General features: G+C 63.2%; 16 protein-coding genes. 5 read left to right on the top strand and 11 right to left on the bottom strand.

The genetic code is table 11. From position 1 onward, the window contains the following. Position 1 precedes the first annotated feature (1 nt). From OIE13_RS34650 to OIE13_RS34630, 5 genes are all read right to left on the bottom strand, one after another. Positions 2-703: a hypothetical protein gene (locus tag OIE13_RS34650; RefSeq protein ID WP_326645119.1), complete on the bottom strand. Its 702-nt coding sequence runs from the start codon at positions 701-703 to the stop codon at positions 2-4. A gap of 671 nt (positions 704-1374) precedes the next feature. Beyond that, on the bottom strand, positions 1375-2706 hold the full coding sequence (gene ltrA, locus OIE13_RS34645; protein ID WP_326635403.1) for a group II intron reverse transcriptase/maturase: 1332 nt from the start codon (positions 2704-2706) through the stop codon (positions 1375-1377). Positions 2707-3429: 723 nt separating this feature from the next. Beyond that, complete coding sequence (locus OIE13_RS34640) at positions 3430-4239, bottom strand: hypothetical protein (protein WP_326645123.1); 810 nt, start codon at positions 4237-4239, stop codon at positions 3430-3432. A gap of 605 nt (positions 4240-4844) precedes the next feature. Continuing rightward, positions 4845-5075: a DUF397 domain-containing protein gene (locus OIE13_RS34635; protein ID WP_326829293.1), complete on the bottom strand. Its 231-nt coding sequence runs from the start codon at positions 5073-5075 to the stop codon at positions 4845-4847. Continuing rightward, entirely contained in the window at positions 5075-5938 is an 864-nt protein-coding gene (locus OIE13_RS34630) for a helix-turn-helix domain-containing protein (RefSeq protein ID WP_326829292.1), read from the bottom strand. Before OIE13_RS34630 ends, OIE13_RS34635 begins: the two co-directional genes overlap by 1 nt. Before the next feature lie 180 nt (positions 5939-6118). Here OIE13_RS34630 and OIE13_RS34625 point away from each other — a divergent pair, with 180 nt between their 5' ends. The 3 genes from OIE13_RS34625 to OIE13_RS34615 all read left to right on the top strand — a co-directional run bounded on the left by OIE13_RS34625 (position 6119) and on the right by OIE13_RS34615 (position 7454). Continuing rightward, positions 6119-6409 carry a hypothetical protein gene (locus OIE13_RS34625; protein ID WP_326829291.1) on the top strand — a complete coding sequence of 97 codons (291 nt, stop codon included), beginning with the start codon at positions 6119-6121 and terminating at the stop codon, positions 6407-6409. Continuing rightward, complete coding sequence (locus OIE13_RS34620) at positions 6406-6852, top strand: ATP-binding protein (RefSeq protein ID WP_326829290.1); 447 nt, start codon at positions 6406-6408, stop codon at positions 6850-6852. Before OIE13_RS34625 ends, OIE13_RS34620 begins: the two co-directional genes overlap by 4 nt. A 65-nt stretch (positions 6853-6917) precedes the next feature. Then, positions 6918-7454: a GNAT family N-acetyltransferase gene (locus OIE13_RS34615; RefSeq protein ID WP_326830333.1), complete on the top strand. Its 537-nt coding sequence runs from the start codon at positions 6918-6920 to the stop codon at positions 7452-7454. Here OIE13_RS34615 and OIE13_RS34610 read toward each other — a convergent pair. Genes OIE13_RS34610 through OIE13_RS34600 form a run of 3 tightly spaced genes read right to left on the bottom strand, consistent with a single transcriptional unit; the run spans position 7447 to position 9310 of the window. Next, positions 7447-9003, bottom strand: coding sequence for an asparagine synthase-related protein (locus tag OIE13_RS34610; protein WP_326829288.1), 1557 nt, complete (start codon positions 9001-9003; stop codon positions 7447-7449). The genes OIE13_RS34615 and OIE13_RS34610 overlap by 8 nt on opposite strands. Positions 9004-9041: 38 nt before the next feature. Beyond that, positions 9042-9173 (bottom strand): hypothetical protein, encoded by a 132-nt coding sequence (locus tag OIE13_RS34605; RefSeq protein ID WP_326829286.1) that lies wholly within the window; start codon positions 9171-9173, stop codon positions 9042-9044. 14 nt (positions 9174-9187) lie between these two features. Further along, a complete protein-coding gene (locus OIE13_RS34600; protein ID WP_326829285.1) occupies positions 9188-9310 on the bottom strand; it encodes a hypothetical protein in 123 nt (40 codons plus the stop codon). Positions 9311-9689: 379 nt separating this feature from the next. On the opposite strand from OIE13_RS34600, the gene OIE13_RS34595 reads away from it, so the two are divergent. Next, positions 9690-11030, top strand: coding sequence for a hypothetical protein (locus OIE13_RS34595; protein ID WP_326829284.1), 1341 nt, complete (start codon positions 9690-9692; stop codon positions 11028-11030). Positions 11031-11330: 300 nt separating this feature from the next. Here OIE13_RS34595 and OIE13_RS34590 read toward each other — a convergent pair whose 3' ends face one another. Next, on the bottom strand, positions 11331-11570 hold the full coding sequence (locus tag OIE13_RS34590) for a hypothetical protein (protein WP_326829283.1): 240 nt from the start codon (positions 11568-11570) through the stop codon (positions 11331-11333). Between the two features lie 228 nt (positions 11571-11798). Here OIE13_RS34590 and OIE13_RS34585 point away from each other — a divergent pair, with 228 nt between their 5' ends. Further along, a complete protein-coding gene (locus OIE13_RS34585) occupies positions 11799-12917 on the top strand; it encodes a hypothetical protein (protein ID WP_326829282.1) in 1119 nt (372 codons plus the stop codon). A 488-nt stretch (positions 12918-13405) separates the two neighbouring features. Here the strand turns inward: OIE13_RS34585 and OIE13_RS34580 are convergent, their stop codons facing one another. Both OIE13_RS34580 and OIE13_RS34575 read right to left on the bottom strand, forming a co-directional pair. Then, the gene (locus OIE13_RS34580; protein WP_326829281.1) at positions 13406-15943 is read right to left on the bottom strand and encodes a DEAD/DEAH box helicase; all 2538 of its coding nucleotides are present in this window, start codon (positions 15941-15943) and stop codon (positions 13406-13408) included. A gap of 76 nt (positions 15944-16019) precedes the next feature. Further along, positions 16020-17591, bottom strand: a complete 1572-nt coding sequence (locus OIE13_RS34575; RefSeq protein ID WP_442816028.1) for an IS1182 family transposase — start codon at positions 17589-17591, stop codon at positions 16020-16022. Positions 17592-17603 lie beyond the last annotated feature (12 nt).

Here is a 17603-nt window from a genome sequence, read left to right as displayed (position 1 = left end):
GCTAGAAGTTCAGATGCCGCACTCCTTGCGGGCATTCTTGAGGGTCTTCGGTGGCTATAACCGACTGACGCGTCCGCGAGAGGCACGCTGCGATGGCTGCTCGCAACTGCTCCCGGAGCTTTTCCCTCATCTCATCATCGCCAGGAGCTCCGGATTCGCCATCCTCGGCCGCACTTCGGAGCACCAGAACTACATCCGCGTCTTCAAGAGACGAAACCTTCGTGCAGTGCGCGAAGGAACCCATGTTCCTGTAGATCTTTACCTGGAGGGCCAGGACATTGCTCCGCCCGTGGCCTTCGTTCACTCGCAGAAGCTGGTCCACACGCTGATGGGAGAGCCCCAGCAGCGTCGCGGTCTCCCGGAGGGAGTAGCCCTTTTCGGTAAGCGCCCGGGCAGCGATCGTGGATCGCTCCTGCCACAACTCCTGGGCGGCGTCCAACCATGCACGAGCGCCCTTCGCCTCACACAGCAACTCTCCAACATCGTTGGGCAGGTCGTACATCAACTCAATCTCGAACGCGTCCTGTTCGACATCGAGAATCGTTGCGATCAAGTCGCGGGCCATGTATTCGATCTTGGTCAGAGTTCGTGCTTGAGTGAGAGCGTTGAGCGGAGTGGAATCAGCACCGTCGCCGGCCGCCATGACACGGGCCAGCCACCAGCCGTCCTCCTGCCATGCCCTCACCTCATAGACCGGCTTCATTTGTCCATCCACCTCTTCCCAAGGTACGGCTCGAAGGTCGCCTCTATCTCCCGGGTCACAACCGGGGACAGATCGCCAGGATGCTGCGGGATCGTTGTCCAAGCAAGCACACTCCCGTCCTCGTCATACAGGCCGATCAGCTTGTGAGATCCCTTACCTCACCGCCGACCGTTCTTACCAGGAATTTCCTTGACAGTGAAGCCTTGTTCAGCACGACGAGCAGCAGCCCGCAGACATCTCTCCGCCTCGGCGGCAGTCCTCATTCCCCGCACCATGACTCCGGAGTCTAATCTACTAGACACATCCCCGTCTATGTAACTAGACAGAGTCTGCTTGTGGCCGACTTTCCCGAAATCCTGGCGCGTCGATCACATGATCCTGTAAGGGGTGCATGGCCCAGGCATGCTCACCCCCGACCGTTGGCGCGTCGTCAACAGAAACAGGCCGGACTTCACGCGGGAGGCCGACCACCAGATCTTCGAGTTCCACCACGACCGTGACGATCACGGCCCTGACCCGTTGCCGTCTCCCAGCGAACAGCTTCTGGCCGCCGTCGCGCTTGGCGCGGGCCGCCGCGAGGAGCCCCGCGGACCCGAAACATCGAGTAGGGGGACGGGTCGCCCGTCCCCCTCTCACACCACCGGACATGCGGGCCCGCATCCGGCGGTTCGTCAAGCCGTGGTTCTGAGCCTGCGCCAGGTGTTCTGAAGGCCCAGCAGACCAAGGTCATCCCAGTGAGCGTTGGGCAGAGCCCGTTGAAGGACCACTGACCCGGCGATGCGCCAGTACCCCTTGCTGCTGGCCGCCCATTCCCGCGCGGTGCGGTCAGGGATGCCAAGATGGCGAAGGTTCCGACGCCTGGCCGCCCAGCGCTTCCATTCCTTCCAGCGGATCTGCCGCATCCGGCGGTGCAGCCACTTATCCAACTCACGCAGCCGCCGTGACAGCCCGGCGAGCTGGAAGTAGGCCATCCACCCGGTGATGTAGGCATTGAGCCTGTCGATTCTGCAGATCATCGACACGCTCCACCTGCGACTGGTCAACTCCCGGATGCGATCCTTGAACCGGCTCATCGCCTTGGGATCGACCCGGATGCCGACGCCTGATCGGGAGAAGTAGAACCCGAACCCCAGCAACGTCGCCTCACGCGCGTGCCGGACCGAGGACTTCTCCCGGTTCACCTTGAGTTTTAACCGCTGCTCGACCACGGTTGTCACCGAGTCGAGCACCCTCGTGGCAGCTCGCCTGCTGCGCACGAAGACCCGAAGGTCGTCGGCGTAGCGCACGAACCGATGACCGCGCCGCCACAACTCCCGGTCCAGATCATCCAGCATGATGTTCGACAAGATCGGCGACAGCGGGGAACCCTGCGGGGTCCCCTCCCTGCTCGCCGAAACGATCCCGTCGATCATCACCCCGGCCTCCAGATACGCCCGGATGAGCCTCAACATCCTGCGGTCAGACACCTTGCGCGCCACCCGCGCCATCAGGATGTCGAAATCGACCCGATCGAAGAACCGGTCCAAATCGACATCCACGACCCACCGATGGCCATCCTCGACCGCCCGCCGCGCGACCCGCACCGCCTGATGAGCGGACTTGCCGGGACGGAACCCGAAACTGGCCCCGCTGAAATGCGGGTCGAAGATCGGCGTCAGGACCTGCGCGATCGCCTGCTGGATCAACCTGTCCAGCGCAGAGGGCACTCCCAGCAACCGCTCCCCTGATCCTCCGGGCTTGGGGATCACCACCCGGCGGACCGGCAACGGCCGGTAGCCACCCGCGTCCAAAGCCTCCCGCACGCCCGCCCAGTGCTCACGGATCCACGGCCGCAACTGCTCCGTGCCCATCCCGTCCACACCCGGCGCGCCCCGGTTGACCTCCACACGCCTCAACGCCCTGCCCAGGTTGCCCGGCGAGAGGAACTCCTCCCACACCGACACCTCCAGGCCAGGGATCACCGCCTCCGACAAGGGCACCGACCGGCCACTACGCTCCGCCATGGGCACTGACGGACTCACCGTCTCCTCCCACCACGGGCCCGCGTTCGCGGGGTGGCTGCGATCACCGCGACCGGCACGAGCACCTCACCTTCCACCGTGACACTCGACGTTCGGCCCTTCCCGGCTGATTGTCCGTTCCCCTCACCGGTACTACGGCCTCTGCTGACTTCTGCCCGGTCAGACCCCGGCCTCACGACCAGACCCGTCGGCGCGGCGACACCAACAGCACAACCGACACCCGAGCAGATCTCCCCAGGTAAGAACGACCACTTTCCCCCTACGCCCGCCGCGTTTACGTGCCGATCCTGTCGATGGTGACGGGCTTCGCCTTCGCGTGCAGGCTCACCCAGATCGACCCGCCTTCTACGCGGTTCGTATCCCTCGGTGCAGGGTTTCGCCTCGGGCTTCCTCCAGACCCCGCCTCACGACGACGCCCTTGCCTCCGGCTCGGAGTTAGCACCACCTCTTCCTCCAGGGGACTTACACCCCCAAGCGATCGCCCATGCTGGGCGCACACGCGAAAGGCCCCGGCCCGCGAGTGCGGGCCGGGGCCTGGGGCAGGTGGTCACGACCCCTTCAGACCGATGGGCGGTTCGGGCACGGCCAGCCCCAACGCGGCCGCCAGGTCGATTGTTCTGCGAGGGGGTCGAGCACCCCCCGATGCGGGAGTCGCCGCACCGGGAGGTCCTCATCTCATGGCGCCGCCACCGGGCCCGATGACCGCTACGGCAGGCCGTCCCTGTCCTCAAGCTTGGTGGTCACCTTGTTCGCGGGCGGGGGCTTGATGGAGACCCTGCTCCCCCAGCCGGTGAAGCGGGTCTCGGCGCTGATCGTCTTTCCTTCCCAGCCGGTGCTGTCGAAGATGCCGGTGACCGGGAAGGACGTGGTCAGGTGCTGCGGGAGCCGGTTACGGTCCACGGTGAGCTTGAACGTCACCACGGTCTTGTCGCTCGACCTGAGCGGCAGGGTGGCGCGGAACCAGGGTGAGACCTTGGCGAGCCGGCCGAACGTGGTGGTGCCGGTGTAGGTGTTACGGGTCTGCTTGGCATCCTTGAGCAGAGCGGCGAGGGTCGTCGGCTCGGCGACGTTCACGAGCTGGCTGAACCAGCCGGCCACGCCGCCGGTCATGCCGTTCGGGGTCTTGTACCAGCTCTTGCCACTCGGCATTTTGTCGCGGTAGGTGCCGCCCTGGGAGTAGCTCGTGGTGCCGATCCGGATCGTCCGCGCGGGGGCGAACATACCGTCGCCCTGCCCGTCCCTCGGGTCGACAGGCGCCGCGCCTTTCGAGCTGATGTCCGAGGCGACGATCCCGGCCCTGCCGAACTGGAACGAGCCCGTGCGCCGAACGTAGGGCTCGGTCTTGCCCTCCTCCTTCATGGTGCTGAGCTCGGTGAACTTCACGCCCTTGCCCACGACGAGCCGGCTCTTCAACGCCTTGACCGGGTCCGCGGGAGCGGGAGCGGCCTGGGCGGGGGTTGCGGCAACGAGCAGGGCCGCCGTGGCCGCCGTGACACTCGCGATCACTCGCTTCATCTGGATTCCTTGGTGGTCCGACAGGGAGGAGAAAAAGGAAAGCCTGCCGGATCTTGATCACGAGCGCGTCTCGAAATATGTGATTCCGCGTGAAAATCTGATTGGCTGGACTTTCTCGCCATATCTCACCTAACCCTCCGAGCAGGACCGACGCGGCTCCGTCGAACTCGATCGAGCCATGTCTCGGCGGATCCCTACCGGGCCGCAGCGATGGGTTGAAGGCTCAGGTACGGCATTTCCGTACACCAGGCCACCGACAAGAAAGCCATTTCAACGCGGTGCAACTGCACGCACGCCAGATCAAGCGGGATATCAGGAACTACTACCCGTAATACAACCGGCAGGTCTATGTGGTAACCACCAACGGCGACCGCCGCCTCACCGGTCTCTGACACAGAGGTACGTGCAAGCTCACCATCAAGCTATCGTTGTCGGGCCAAGTTGTAGATATCCGCAGGTCATGGACCTATCAGGGATCTTGTCATGCTGGGTTCCTGGGCCTGACTCCGCCCTGCACACACTGTGCGCACAGATGAAATGGAGAGAGCCCCCGTCACGGCGAGGGCTCTCGGGGCTGGCGGCTGGCCAGACAGGTCGGGGGGACGTCAGGCGTCGAACTCGCCACTCTTGACGCCGCTTAGGAATGCCGACCATTCGCCAGGGGTGAAGGTCAGCACCGAACCGGCCGGGTTCTTGCTGTCCCTGACTCCGATGATGCCGGGCAGGTTCGACGCGACCTCGACACAGTTGCCGCCGTTGTTGCTATAGCTGCTCTTGCGCCACAGAAAGAGAGACAGGTTGGTCTCCATCCCTGCACCGTCACCGTTCACGATCATCACGCTTCCTTTGCCGCCTGAGCGAGCAGGCTCCGGGTCTGGTCCGGATCGAGGGCCTTCGCTCGCAGGTGGTTGAACAACAGGTTATACCGATCAATCCCTGTCGGTTCCTCCAGATAAAGGCTACCTACCTGGTTCTCCAGGTAGACGACGTCAGGGTCTGGAGCCTGAGGGAATTCCAGGATGACGAATCCACCGTCCATCGCCGGATGTGGCCCTGCAGCGAACGGAAGAACTTGCAGAGTGACGTTGGGTCGTTCCGACGTCTCCACCAGGTGGCGAAGCTGGGCCCGCATGGTCGTCTGGCCACCGACAGGGCGACGGATAACGGCCTCGTTCATGATCGCCCATAGCTTCAGCGGATTGGCGCCGGTGATCCTCGCCTGCCTGGCCTGGCGAAAGTCGATTTTTCGGTCGATCTCTTCGGGGCTCGATGCCATGGGCGCGGTGCTGATGTAGCCCCGGTAGTAGTCGGGTGTCTGGAGCAAGCCGGGCACGAGTTCGGTGTCGTAGCTGCGCAGCTCGGCCGCTTCGGCCTCCAGGCCGACGAAAATCTGAAACCACTCAGGGATCACGTCTCCGTAGGAGTGCCACCAACCGCGTTGCCGGGCCTGACGGGCGAGAATCAGCAGCTCGTCCCGCGCGGTGCCATGCACGTTGTAGACGTCGAGAAGCGCGCGGAGATCGATCGCACGGATTCCGCGACGGCCTGTCTCGACGCGACTGACCCAAGACGGGTTGAGTTCCAGTCTCTCGGCGACCGCTTCGGCGGTAAGGCCGGCTTCTTTGCGGATACGGCGGAGTTCGCTGGCCAGCCGTCTGCGCCTCACCGTGGGACTGCTCCCGATGGTCAACGCGGTCACCTCTCCTTGGTTCGCGGAAGACGGTTCGGCCTTGAAAGTCCCTCATGGGACAGTCATGGGCAAACCGGAAACATGCTTTTGGCATCTTGCCAATAAAGGCGTGCTGCCTGCACCATGTTAGCGGCAAGGAGACATGACCGTCCGTAGTACACCCATGACGTTGGGTAGAGGGAGCAGAAGATGGCAGCGGGTACGCAAGAGGAACAACAGTTCATTCACCTGGTCCGGCTGGGCTGGGACCTGCGTGTCCTGGGAGTGACTACCTCGCTGGTCATTCCTGCCGCTGGTCCTCCGGTGCTAGAGATCTCGTCTACCGCCGGGGTAGAGATCCGTGTCCGGGTCATTCGTCGCGCGTGGGGCTGGGTCTTCACCTGGCGGCCATGGTGGTCAGTGCTGTGGCGGCGGAGCGAATGGGTTTGGGCCGAAGACGACTTCGCGGCCAATCTGATCATGGCGGCGGTGACCGTATGAGGGGCGAGCAGGAGACAAGCCGGAATGCCGCGCCATGCTTCATCGGTCAGCGGGACTTCCCCGGCACCCCACAATCGGCGGGGGCCGCCCGAAAGTGGGTGGTGGATCTACTGGCCGGTCAGGCTTCGACCGAGGTCATGGAGACGCTCGAACTGCTGGTCAGCGAGGTAGTCACCAACGCCATCGTGCACAGTGACTCGCGTAAGCCGGGTGGGCTGGTGACGGTCTGCGCGGGACTCGTTGAGAACATGATCCACATAGAGGTGATCGACGACGGTTCAGTCATCAGCGTGCCCGCGATGCGGCAAGCCGATGACGACAGCCCCGGCGGACGGGGGCTGGGCTGGGTGGATTTTCTCGCTACCGCGTGGGGCACCCATCACGACGAGGAGATGGGCCGGGTGGTCTGGTTTCAGCTCGCCTATGAGGTGCCGTCCCTCTGACGGTAGACGGTGCAACCTCCCCTGGGCTTGGCCAGCGAAGGGCTAGGGTGACTTCCGTGTTCGAGATGCGCCCTGCGACCGACGGTGACATCGGCCCTATCGCTGATCTGATTCGGGCGCGCGCTGACTGGATGCGGGAACGCGAGATCGAAGGCTGGGACGGCTGGCGCGAGAACGCTGACATGCTCGCCGGGCAGGCAGGCATCTCAGACATCCCAGTGTGGGTGCTGGTACACACAGCTGCCGCGACCATAGCCGGAGTGACGAGCGTGTTTGAGAACACGCCATCGCTTGGCTGGCCGGATGAAGCCGAACGCGCCGAGTCTGCGCTGTTCCTGGCCACGACCGTGACCGATCCTTCCTACGCCCGCCACAAGCCGGGCAGTTTGATCGCCTGGTGGGCGTTGCACCAAGCAGCGCTTCAAGGGCGATCTTGGGTGAGACGGGGCACTGGTCCGTTTCCCGGTCTCGTTGCCTACTACGAGACGCAAGGCTGGCAGGTGGTGCGGACCTTCCAGCAGAGCGGCGTAACCGGGTACGCGCTGGCTCGCCGCGCTGAGCCGCAACCCCATCTCCCGGCCCTGGGAATGCGCCTCAACTGAACGCGGCGGCGGCCTGCTCGACCATGAGTAGGTCGAATAGCTCGGCGTCTCGCTCGACGTAGCCGCCGGCCTCGATTCGATCGAGTGTGACGGTGAGCCCGTCTGGGTCGATGAATCCGCAGTCCAGCAGAACCCCGCCCTGGGCGAGCATCAACCGTAGCCACGGGGTCACATGGCGAGTGATGGCCGTACGCATGAGGTCGGCGAAGTTCTCCGATACCGCCGGGTGAACCACCTCGGGGGCGAATCCGGCGCGCTCCAACCGGGCGCGGGCGAGCCGCTTGCCGCGCCGCCACTGCACCGGTAGCCATTCCCCGAACCGGATCAGCGCCGGATCGGCCAACGGATGCATTGGCCAGCAGTTCGCCCGGAGCATCATCGGAGCCCGGTAGCCGAACGCGAGAAGGGTCATTTCGTTGACCACCGACACCGGCGGCAACCCTTCGTCAGCGGTTTCCAGTAGGGCAACGGTCTTGTTCGAAAGCCAGCCGTTCACGTCCCGGCCGTGGCCGATTGGCAGTCGTTCCCGCTCGCTGGAGGACAGGGCAAGCATCTCGTCACCGCCGATCCCCGACCACACCGTTGCCTGCCGTCCGGCGGCGGCAGCGTGCAGCATTGCCGTGGTGGCCTCGGTGTAGGGCTCCTCATAGGGGCTGACTGTCTGCCTGGTTGCGCGGATTCCCTCCGGGTGCATCGGCGGTAGCGCTGCGACTGTCACGTCCTGGGCGAATCGGCCGGTGATCAATGCATCGCGGCGGAATGCCTGCTGCTTGCCAATCAGGCCAGGAAGCAGCATTCCGGCGGCGGTTAACCGGCCTGGATGCCGGGCGGTCAGAGATAGGGCGACCTGGGCCGAATCCGCGCCGCCGGATACCTCGACCAACACCGCGTCCGGATCGTAGACGCGATGCTCGATCGCCTCACTGAGAAGCTGGTCGAATGCGGCGATCACGTCGGCGCCCGGCTGGACTTCACGTGGCGCGTAGTGAACTCCGTCATCCGGGAAGAGCAGGCGAAACCTGCCGTGCTCAATGGTGAGAGTCGCGCGCTCGGTCAGTCGGACGACGTCGTCCAGGAAAGTTGCGGGCGTGTAGCGCAGCCACAAGGCGAGCAGTCGCGCCACCTCCACCTCATTCAAACGATCAGACGGGGTACGACCCCGCAGGTCGTTCAGGTCCCATGAGGCGTGAATTACTCCGGTCCCGTCCACGGTCGTATACAGCGGGACGACGACCGACGCACTGGTCTGGATGGTCACACGCCCGGACGGGGTTGTAGAAACCATGATGATCGGGCCGTCCCATGCCTCTGGGGTGGTCACCGTAGGAGGGATATCGGTGCGGCGTTCACGGATGACGATCGTTGTTCTCTCTGGTCCGGTGTAATGGTGGTGCTCCAGTGCGGGGTGAGTGAACGGAGCCAGCCACGACGTTCCAGCGACGTAGCGGTCACCGTTCCAGTGCCATCCCTGGATGAGGTCAGCGGGGTTGATACACAAGGTCAACATGACAGGGCCTTCCCATGCGAAAGGCGGGGTCCCGGCGGACATGTCCTCTTGCGGACTCCTGCCGCCGAGACCCCGCCGGATCAGGTGATGATCTCGTCCTGGGTGTGGGCCGTGTCGCTGGAGCCCGCCTTCTTCTTGTAGTCGTGCCGCTCGACCAGGGACACTGTCCTGACCAGTGGCGCACCCTGGAATATGTGGTTCATCGTGCTCATCCGATTCACCTCCTTCATTCGTCCTTGATGTGGGCCGTGTCGCTCGTACCCGCGAACTTCTTGTGTTCGTACCGCTCGACCAACGGAACGGCCATGATGCGGGGCACACTGCGGAACACGTCGTTCATTGCACTCACCCGGCTTTCCTCCCTACTGGTGAGGCTCACCGGCTACCTGCTGCCAGAGCCCCCGCAGGCCGGGCAGGTCTTCAGACCCTGATTCGTGGAGACGGTTCCGGCCCCGCCGCAGGTGTTACAGAGGCCGCCTGCCTGAATCAGCCTCGGCGGGCTCTTCTGCCGCGCCGGTCTGGTCGATGCGGGTCCGGCCTGTTCCTGCGTTCGGGGCATCTGCCGCATCGTGGGGATCGTCACCGTTGCGCCTCCTTCGGCTGTGGTTTGCGGTGTTGAGGCGATCGTGGCGAGTGGGAATGTTGCGGCGGTATTGGTAGCCGGGTGGCCGTGGGTTGCGGGAAAGACGCAACTTCACGGGGCGCTTGTCCGCTGTTACGGTCGAGGCGTGGCCCCCCACCCGCGTGCGCAGATCGTTGATCGGCTCCGGAAGACAGCGGCCGATCAGCAGTGGCCGTCATGGCGACTGACCAGTGAAATCCAGCAGCAGGCGGACACTCCGACACTGCTTATGGCGTGGCGTCTGGCGATGGGGGTAACTCAAGAGCAGGTGTGTCAGGGCTTGCGCGGCTTGGCATCAGACGACGGGCAGCAGTGCGCCGTCTCTTGCCAGCAGCTTTCTCGATGGGAACACGGTAAAGAACGCCCCGGCTCGTTCTACCGGCGGCTCCTGACCCGCTGGTATCGCACCAATGTGGACCGTCTTGGTCTCGGCGACGACCCCATCAGCACCTATCCGGCGTACGCCGAGTCTGAGGAGGACCCTTTGAAGCGACGCACGTTCCTGGGCCTTGCGGCAGCAGTCCCAATGATCACCTTGGAGGATGTCCGCAAAGGGCTCGACAGTCACCTCGGCGTCACCATCAGCACCGCCGATGTGGATCACTGGCGTGATGTCGTTATTGGTCATGCCAGCACCTACGGCCACACTCCACCGGCTGAACTACTGACCGGCCTCACTCCGGACATGGCCGCGCTCGCCGAACTATGCCGGACCCATCCTCATCAGCGGGACCTGCATGTCACCGCGGCTCGCCTCGCGGGATTGATCGGGGCGGCGCATACCGACCTTGGCCATGACCGAGATGCCCGCGAATGGCTCCACACCGCTGCCCGTCTGGCTGACCTGTCAGGCGACAACGAGACTTCCGCCTGGATCGTCATGGCCCAAGCCATGACCGCGTTGTACTCACCGCAACTCGCTCATGTGATTGCAATCGCCGATCGGGCTGCCCCTGCCATCCGGGAGGCTGGCCCCGGTGCGGCGCAACTGGCTGGGCTCGTCGCTCGCGCCCATGCCCAACTCGGCCGCCATACCGAAGCGAGGCAAGCCCTACGGCAGGCGCAGACGCTTGCCGACAAGCTCACCCTGGCTCAGCAGCATGAGACGTTCTTTGGTTTTCCCGGCCGTGAGCTGGCTATGTACACCAGCCAAGTTCTCACCGCGACCGGTTCGGCTGATGCGTGGGATGCCCAGCAAATCGCCTTGAATGGCTATCCCGATGACGATCCGATGGACCGGCCGCTCATCCTCCTGGATCGGGCACGGTTCCTCATTGCTCGTGACGAGATCGACGCCGCCGCTGACACAGCAGCCGGAGCGATCACCAGCCTTGCAACACATCAGCGGGTTCCGTTGCTCCTGGCACAAGCCGCCGCTATCGGCGGCCTCCTCGCTCAAGCCGATGCGCGTATTGCCGCCGACTACATTGAACGAATCGCCGCGTGACTTGGTGACGGGTAGAGCCGCTCTGTGGGGAGAAGCGAGTACGGGAGCGGTGTGGCCGGCGGAATGACCGCAGGTCACCCGTAGGGCGACCGCGAGGGAGTTCGGTCGGCGACACCGCGGCGGAAAGCCGACCACGACCGGCCCCCGGGCCAGGCCCCGCTTCGACCGTCTGGGCGCACGAGCCCGCGGGCGTCTTCGGGATGTCGGGTGTTCTCACGGGTACGGCCGTTGAGGCGGAGACCAGGTCGAGTTGCCTGCGTGCGCGCCGCTCGACGGTTATCGGCTCTTGGGCCGCCACGATCAGCGGCGCGTCCTCCTGGACGTGCCCGCAGTGCGGGCAGGGCGCCGGGGTATCCTGTTCAGTCGCTCTTCGATGCGTTTCTGTTCGGCGGCCAGGCGGATGAGCTCCTCGGCGGTGTCGGCGCCCAGATGCCGGGTGAGTCCGGTGAGCATGCCCCGCTCGGTCAGCCTGCGCGCGAGGCCGCAGCCGGCGAAGAAAACCTCCCAGCAGCTCTGTTCGGTCTGCCACCCCTCGATCATCGGCCCAGGGCCCAGCGGTGGAAGCTAGCGGAGGCAGTGCCCGCGCGCTGGAAAGCCGCGGGGCGAACGGTTTGGGCATCGCGCCCTCTTCCGTTACTGAGGCGATCATAAATATTGAGATTTTCCGGAGGTCCAGGTGGTCCGCCTGCCACTCCAGCAGGGCCGACGCGCCTTCCGATCTTCTCAAAAGTCCCAGAACTTATGATCGGCTCAGTACCATCCCAACCCATGGGAATAGTTCAGTTTTCCAGACACGAATGGACACCTTCCCCACTTGGGCACGACCAAATCATTCGCCGCGACAGGCTGAACCTAGCAATCAGCTTGGCCCGCGTCGTACTCGTTAACGGGCTTGCCTCTATTGCCGGAAGCCGCCATGGCTCTTTTGACTCACTGAGACTTGAAGCTCAATTACTTGCAACCGCCCTGGCTAATACACGCATGAAGGGATCTTACGCACTACACAGAACAAGATCATTTGACTGCTCATCTCTACACATCAAGTCTTTCGTGATTACCGGCGCGGGCCTCGGCCTGTTGACGGCCAGCATCGAGAGTCTAATGATTCAGGGCAAACTTAAGTCATTCCAGATCAGGCAATTTGACCTAATGCCCGCCCTCACACCCCGGGGACCACGTGGCGGAAATTCCCGACCAGACCTGTTAATCAACCTTCCCGATGGTCGTCAGATGGTTGGAGAAGCAAAGGGTAGAAGAAAAGGCTCATCACACACTACCAAGGAGAAGCGAAAATTTCTCTCAAAGTTGCACGAATGGGCATCAAATAATAAGTATGAAGGTTTTCCGCTCGCCCTGAGCTGGGCATCGATTCTTGAAGATAAAACCATCGTAGATCTGTACCACACGGATCCCACGAAGGAAGTAGAGCCGCTTTCGCAGCACCTAGACCAAGATATCCAATCCTCTCCGGATCTGCGTGAAGAATTTTTAAATCAAGCGCTTCCTTCGACAGGTGTCGAAGACCTACAGCGCGAGTGGACAAGGATAGTCAGAAATCTTACCGAACCAACTCCCATACAGTTTTACGAAGATCCTCTCTTCTGGAGTGCCCCGAACCCGCCCAGGGAGAGCCAGCTTCTCGCTGGTCTTCCCATACGAGGATCATGGTCGCCCATCGGAGCAGACGGCCGCTCCCTTTTTGTAGGAATCTTCAAAGAAGAGCCGGAGGGGGACTCTCTGACAAAGATCCGGAGAACATATTTTGCCAGCCTTGAAGGCAACACGGTCGCTCCTCTCGATATCGCAGCCGAAGGACGTCTCATTTTCGCTATAGCTCAAAACGGAGAACTTGCCACCTGGAGAGCCCTGCAACGCATTATTAATTGATAGTTGACTATATCCGTACAATCGAATGGGCTTGCCCCGCTTGGTGGACACTTAATTTCTCAACAGGTCAGGTTGGTACTACAGGGATTTGAGCCGGTTCTTGATCAGGCCGTTGATCTCATCGATGCCGTGGTACAGGTTGGACCCACACGCCTTCGGGCGCCTTTGGGTACCGGGGGCGTAAGCAGCTCTTCAACATCGAGGGAATGTTCACCCTCAATGTTGAAGAGCCATCATCGGTGACGCGTTCGACCTTTACCACCGCGATTTCCGGTACGCCGACAATCGAAGTACTGTCGTTCACAGCTCGCGGCCCCCGTCATCACCAGCCAGTGTCACGGGGGCATGAGCTTTCGTGCGTTAGGCCACGCCGACGCCCCCTCAACATCAAAGAGCCGCCAAAGCCAGCCATGGCTTGCACAACCGCGAGGTCGGCGCATGCTGAAAGGCCCTCACTGTGTCGCTACTACCCGCCAGGCAGGCCGATCCTATTTACCGAATCCTCTAAGGAATTTCCAGGATCCCTGAGCGTCTTCAACGTCCTGTTCGCCAACGAGCAGATAGCTCCAGGCGGTGTCGACATCCGGCGAAGAGTTTGCCGTGTTAGCCCACCTCTTCGCGGCCTTGCGCTTAGCAATTGCTTCATCGGAGGTCAGGTCCTTGTCGGCCTTCGTCTCCACAAGCCAGCCGAGGCGCTTTCCGTTCTCCTCCTCGATAACAACGAAGTCGGGGTTGTACTGACGCCCCCCCGAGGTCCACGTGATCGGCACATCGTTGATGTGGAGGCGTGCCCAGACAATCACGGCATCGTCATCATCGATGGCGTTCGCTGCCTTGAATTCGAGAGAGGTGTCAAACCAGGCATGGCTGTAGAGGTTCTTACTCCAACCACCGAACGCGATCGCCTTATCGAACGAGCCGTCCGCGTGGCCGTTTATCTGAAGCTTGCGGGTCTCGCGGGTCTTGCTCAGGGCGATCAGCTGCACGTCGTCGGAGTAGGTGACCTGAGCCTGGCTAGCAGCATGAAGTACCTTGGAAACCTCGACGGCGAGACGCTGCCCGCAGCGGTCACCAAAAACCGAAAGGTGCTCTTCGGCTTTGTCGCCCATCGCCTCGATTAGGTGATCGACGATTCGCACGGCGGCACCGACTTCTAGCGGACGGTTCTGGACGCCCTTGACTTTGATAATTCGCCGGAGGAGTGCCTCGCGGGAAGCTGGCAAGGGAATGTCGAACGGCAGGGCAGAGGCGATCTTGTCAGTTGTCGCCTCGGTCGTCACAACTGCCTTTCGGCCGTCATGGGTAGCGACAATCTTGGTTCGTTTCAGCTCAGCCGAATAGTCCAAAGTGAGCGTGCGGCCAAGCTGCTCAAACGGCCGGTAGTCATCGATTTCGTTGAGGCTGACCGCGACATACTGCGGCTCTGAGGTTAGCTTTGGGATGATGATCGATTCCCGATCGGACAGCGGTTCGTAATTAACCAGAGTGGAGGTCTTTTTCGCGACCTCCGCTGCCTCACGGGTCCTTGTCTCCACGTCGACGATTGTTGTCCCGCCAGCGGCGGCGGCCAGCGCGGCGGATCCTAGGGGCGATACACGGCCATCGGCCACTCTGGAACCCTGGCTGGCGTCAGCAGCTTCCGCCGAAGCTACATTGGAAGAGGCGAACACATCCACGTCCGCCTCGACCGTCTTCTGGCGGACCACGGCACTACCATCGGGAAGCTGCCGAACCTCGGCGTAGGTCCCGTAGTCGATGAACGCCTCGTTGAGGACTTTTCGCTTCTCCAACAGCTCGCTGTACTTCTCGTGGGCGAGCACCTCGAGCGTGTCCAGGATCTCGATGTTCGTGTACTTGCCGAACGGCAGCCTCATGCCGCGTCCGAGGGTCTGCTCGGTCATGACCTCGGAGACCGACGCTCTCATGGATGCGATCACATAGACGTTCTTGACGTCCCAACCCTCTTTCAGCATCCCGACGCTGATGATGATGCGGACCGGTGAGTCCGGGTCTTCGACGGCGTTCAGGTCAGCGAGTGCCTTCTCCTTGTTCTCGCCGGTCAGCTTCGAGTGAACCAGCAGGGTCTTGCCGACCCATGCACCATTGTCGAAAGTGTTCGAGTCCAGCACCGCATGGAACTCTTCGGCCTCCTCGATGTTCCGAGCGATCACCAACATGACGGGCTTGACCGAGGGGCGGTCGCTCTCATTGCAATAGGCGTCAGCGGCCTGTGCCTTGTAGCGCAGAAGGTTGACCCCGTCGAGAAGCTTCGTCTCGATGTCTGAGCGGTCGTCGCGGCGACCGACCATGACCGGTGTCTTCACCAGCTTGTCTGCGATCGCGGCAGCCAGTGGATATCGGAAGGCGACCATGGATTCGTCGGCCTTCACAGGAGTGGCCGTCATGCCGACGACGAGTTGAGGCTTCAGATCCCGGATCGTGCGGGAGAAGGCCGGGCCGCGGTAGCAGTGGTGCTCGTCTGCGAGGATCACAAGGTCATCGAGTCGCGACAGGTACTCGAAGAACGACATCCCCAGATTTTCCTGAGGCTCGTGTGTCGCCCGGCCCTCTCCCGTGGACGATGTCAAGGCTTGGACGGTGAAGATGTACAGCTTCGTCACCGTGGGGTCGTCCATGGCGATGCGAGTCGCCTGCGTGTCGAAATTGTCCGCGGTGATCACGATGGGGTTCGAGCGGAGCAGATGGCGTAGGGAGTTCGGGTTACCCGCCGTGAAGTTCCGGACCGACTTGTCGCGGATCGTTCGCCCTGGTGCCAGCAGCAGGAAGTTCCGCACCGGGGCCTCGGCGCCGGCGAGGTACTCCATGAGCCCGGCCATCACGTAGGTCTTGCCAACACCGGTGGCCGAGTCCACGATGCACTCGTACGGCTCGGTCTTGCTTTGCACGTCGTAGTGGTCGGAGGTGCGGAGCACCACTGACTCGATGGCCTTGCGGTTCGGCTCCCGAAGGTCCATGCGATGGGCAACCTCGTCGAGCAGGTCGGGCTGGAACTGCAACTCGCCCATCGGGCATTCCTCTCTAGAAGTGCACTGAAGATCTTGGTTTGAGTGGATATCGGCGCGGAGCAGGCGCCCCGGCGGCTTATGCAGTGGCGGGGTTCAGTGCCCAGGCGCCGCCTGTGTGGGTGAGTCCGAGGTTGATGAGGCGGCGGAGGTTGAGTGCGGCAGCGCGGTTGTGGAGCCAGATGTTGTTCTTGAGGACGCCGCGGTAGGGAACGCGACGGTTGCCTTTGTCGACCAGCCAGGCGATGGCGCGTTCGACGGGTGGTCGCCAGCGGCGGTACTCCTGCTGCCATCGCTGACTGGTGGCGGCCTGCTGCCGGGCGGTTTTGAGGAGGTCATAGTGGGGGTGGACGTTGAAGGTGCGTCCGGTCTTGGACGTGGTGCAGCGTTCGCGCAGTGGGCAGGTGCGGCACAGGATCTTGAACTGGGCCTGGCGGTTACCACCTGCCAGCGGGCGGCCGAGGGTTTTGGTGTGGCCTGCCGGGCAGGTGACGCGGCCGGTTTGGGTGTCGACCTGGAAATCGTCGGTGGTGAAGCCGCCGGGGACGGCTTGGCGTAGCGGCGGCGGCTTGATCACCAGGGTGTGGCCGTCGGCTTGGAGGGTCTGTCGCAGGTCGCCGGTGCCGTAGGCGGTGTCGCCCAGTACCGTCAGGGCATCGTCGTCGCCGGCGAGGAGGCTTCGGGCGACGGCGGCCTCGTGGTTGTCCGCGCCGCTGCCCGCGGTGAGGGCGACCTCGGTGAACAGCCCCGCCTCGGGCTCGAACGCGGCATGTGCGCGAAAGCCGTCCTGGTGGCGGGTGCGGTTCTTGTGGATGTGGCGGGCCTCGGGGTCGACCGTGGACACGATGCGGTCGTGGGCGGTGCGCCGGGCGATCCGCCATCGGCCGTCGGAGCCGTCGGCGGGCTCGACGTCTTGTCCTGCGACCAGTGCCAGCAGTCCGAGGGCGCCTGCCGCCGTCTCGCCGAGCGGTTGGCCGGGCACGTGAGCGATGAGATTAAGGGCGTCGGTGACCAGGGCGTCGACCAGTGTGTCCCGCGCCTGCTGGTCGTTCCAGGCGATCTTCGGCTTGCCGGGGTCGGTGTAGTCGTGGGCGGTGCACCACTGGGCGGCGACCGGCTCGGCGCCGGGGACGTCGCGGATGACCCGGCGGATCGCGGCGATGAGCTGGGTGACGGTGTCCTGGGTGGCGACCGCGTCGTCCAGCACGGTGGAGTCCAACGCCCGGCGCTGCCTGCCTTTGAGGACGCCGGTGGCCGCGACGACTTCCCTGACCTTGGTGAACAGCCGGTTCGGATCGGCCGAGCGCTGCAGGCGCCGTCGGAAGTAGGTCAACAGCGACGGGTCGAACGCGGTGTCGTACAGACCCAGGCCGCAGGCGGCCTTCCACCTCAGGTCACAACGCAGTTCCTGAACCGTCTCGAAGTCCGACAGCCCGTGCAGGCTCTGCAGGACGATCACTGTGGCGAGCACCTGCGGCGGCATGCTCGGCCGCCCGTTCGCCGAGGGATACATGTCCGTGAACATGTCTGCTGGGAACAGCGTCTGCCGATGTTCGGCCAGGAACGCGAAAACGCTCCCGGCTGGGATCAGCTCCCGGCAGGTCTGCCACACATCCGGCCCTACCGGTTCTCCAGCCCATTCACCCTGCACGCAACGAGTCTG

The organism is Streptosporangium sp. NBC_01810 (assembly GCF_035917355.1).
Taxonomy (GTDB): Bacteria; Actinomycetota; Actinomycetes; order Streptosporangiales; family Streptosporangiaceae; genus Streptosporangium.
This window is presented reverse-complemented; position numbering and strand designations above follow the sequence as displayed.

What these genes read in the sequence shown, in the direction of transcription:
- OIE13_RS34650 (WP_326645119.1), bottom strand. Translation starts at nt 703, where the DNA reads ATGAAGCCGGTCTATGAGGTGAGGGCATGGCAGGAGGACGGCTGGTGG.
- OIE13_RS34590 (WP_326829283.1), bottom strand. Translation starts at nt 11,570, where the DNA reads ATGATCGAGGGGTGGCAGACCGAACAGAGCTGCTGGGAGGTTTTCTTC.
- OIE13_RS34580 (WP_326829281.1), bottom strand. Translation starts at nt 15,943, where the DNA reads ATGGGCGAGTTGCAGTTCCAGCCCGACCTGCTCGACGAGGTTGCCCAT.
- OIE13_RS34640 (WP_326645123.1), bottom strand. Translation starts at nt 4,239, where the DNA reads ATGAAGCGAGTGATCGCGAGTGTCACGGCGGCCACGGCGGCCCTGCTC.
- OIE13_RS34585 (WP_326829282.1), top strand. Translation starts at nt 11,799, where the DNA reads ATGGGAATAGTTCAGTTTTCCAGACACGAATGGACACCTTCCCCACTT.
- OIE13_RS34615 (WP_326830333.1), top strand. Translation starts at nt 6,918, where the DNA reads ATGCGCCCTGCGACCGACGGTGACATCGGCCCTATCGCTGATCTGATT.
- OIE13_RS34620 (WP_326829290.1), top strand. Translation starts at nt 6,406, where the DNA reads ATGAGGGGCGAGCAGGAGACAAGCCGGAATGCCGCGCCATGCTTCATC.
- OIE13_RS34610 (WP_326829288.1), bottom strand. Translation starts at nt 9,003, where the DNA reads ATGTCCGCCGGGACCCCGCCTTTCGCATGGGAAGGCCCTGTCATGTTG.
- OIE13_RS34635 (WP_326829293.1), bottom strand. Translation starts at nt 5,075, where the DNA reads ATGATCGTGAACGGTGACGGTGCAGGGATGGAGACCAACCTGTCTCTC.
- OIE13_RS34605 (WP_326829286.1), bottom strand. Translation starts at nt 9,173, where the DNA reads ATGAGCACGATGAACCACATATTCCAGGGTGCGCCACTGGTCAGGACA.
- ltrA (WP_326635403.1), bottom strand. Translation starts at nt 2,706, where the DNA reads ATGGCGGAGCGTAGTGGCCGGTCGGTGCCCTTGTCGGAGGCGGTGATC.
- OIE13_RS34625 (WP_326829291.1), top strand. Translation starts at nt 6,119, where the DNA reads ATGGCAGCGGGTACGCAAGAGGAACAACAGTTCATTCACCTGGTCCGG.